This window comes from Streptomyces sp. NPDC050636 (assembly GCF_040654775.1).
Lineage (GTDB): Bacteria > Actinomycetota > Actinomycetes > Streptomycetales > Streptomycetaceae > Streptomyces.
In genome coordinates, this window is the sequence record NZ_JBFAIP010000250.1 from 1 (window position 1) to 1,816 (window position 1,816).

The following is a 1,816-nucleotide window of genomic DNA, read 5'->3' on the forward strand; positions in this document are numbered from 1 at the left end:
GCAGCCTGATGGTGACGGCTGCGGATGCCACGGGTGCTCCGGTGGTGTCGGTGGCGTCGTTGATCACCCGTCCGGTGTCGGCTGACCAACTCCAGTCGACCGATGGAGGGGTGGCGGACGCGCTCTTCGCGGTGGATTGGGCTCCCGTGGCCGAGACTCCGGTCCCGGCGGGCGAGTGGGTGCTGGTCGGTGCCGACCGCTGTGGCGTGGTCGAGGGGCTGAACGCGGCCGGAGTGTCGGTACGTTTCTTCGCCGACCTCGCCGAGCTGGCAATCGCCACCGAGGCAGGAGAAATCACCCCGCGGGTGGTGCTGACCAGCGCGGGTGACGCGGACGGCGACGGCCCAGGCGGTGACGCGGCAGAGGCCGCACGGCGGGCGACCGGTCAGGCCCTGGGCCTGGTGCAGGAGTGGCTGGGCGAAGAGCGCCTGGAATCAGCTCAGTTGGTTGTCGTCACCCGTGGCGGGATGGCCGCTTCCGTCGGCGAGGGCGTCGTGGATCTGGCGGCGGCCGCAGTGTGGGGTCTGGTGCGCTCGGCGCAGTCGGAGAACCCCGGCCGGCTGGTCCTCGTGGACCTCCCGTTCGGCGACACCAGTGCCCAGGCCACCGCCGTCCTGCCGTCCGTGGTGGACAGCGGCGAACCGGAACTGGCTGTACGCGGCAAGGTGGCTTATGGGCGGCGGTTGTCGCGTCCGTCGGGTGAGTTGGTGGCGCCTGAGGGTCTGTGGCGGTTGGAGCCGGATGCGGGTGGGTCGTTGGAGGGGCTGGTGCTGGCGGCGGCGCCGCAGGCTGGTGACGGGCTGGAGGTTGGGCAGATACGGGTGGCGGTCCGGGTGGCCGGGCTGAACTTCCGGGATGTGCTGATCGGTCTGGACATGTATCCCGGTGGCGGTGTGATGGGCAGTGAGGTCGCCGGGACGGTGACCGAGACCGGCCCCGGGGTGTCCGGGCTGGCGGTCGGTGACCGCGTGATGGGCGTCGCCTCGGGCGGGATCGGCCTGGCGGTGGTGACGGACGCGCGGCAGGTGGTGCGCATCCCGGACGGCTGGTCGTTCGCAGAGGCGGCCTCGGTGCCGGTCGCGTTCATGACGGCGTGGTACGGGCTGGTGGAGCTGGCGGGTGCGCGGGCCGGTCAGCGGGTGGTCGTGCACGCTGCTGCTGGTGGTGTGGGGATGGCGGCGGTGCAGATTGCGCGGCATCTGGGCTTGGAGGTGTTCGCGACCGCCAGCCCGTCCAAGTGGCCGGTGCTGGCGTCGATGGGTCTGGACGAGGCGCATATCTCCTCGTCGCGGAGTGCTGGTTTCGAGGCGGAGTTCCTGGCTGCCACGGGCGGTGCGGGTGTGGACATCGTGGTGAACTCCCTGGCCGGGGAGTTGACCGATGCGTCGCTGCGGCTGCTGCCGAACGGCGGGTCCTTCATCGAGATGGGCCGGACGGATCTGCGGGATCCGGAGGCTCTGGCGCAGGAGCACCCGGGGGTCACCTACCGTCCGTTCGACCTGGGCGAGGCCGGGCCGGAGCGGATGGGGGAGATACTTGGCCGGATCGTGGAGTTGATGGATGCCGGTGAGTTGTCGCGGCTTCCGGTGCGGGCGTGGGATGTGCGTCGGGCGCGGGAGGCGTTCCGGTTCATGTCGCAGGCGCGGCACACCGGCAAGATGGTCCTGACGATTCCCACTGCCCTCTACGGCCCACTGGTGCCGCGCACAGGTGGGAAGTCCGCGCTGGTGACCGGTGGTACGGGCACGCTGGGCGGCCTGGTGGCGCGGCACCTGGTTCGCACCGGGCGGGCCGACGGGCTGGTGTTGACTGGCCG

At 71.3% G+C, this 1,816-nt stretch carries 1 protein-coding gene; it reads left to right on the forward strand.

What is annotated here, in order from left to right; all coding sequences use genetic code 11:
• On the forward strand, window positions 1-1,816 hold a 1,816-nt coding region (locus tag AB0I10_RS41050), incomplete at both ends, for a zinc-binding dehydrogenase (RefSeq protein ID WP_363157837.1).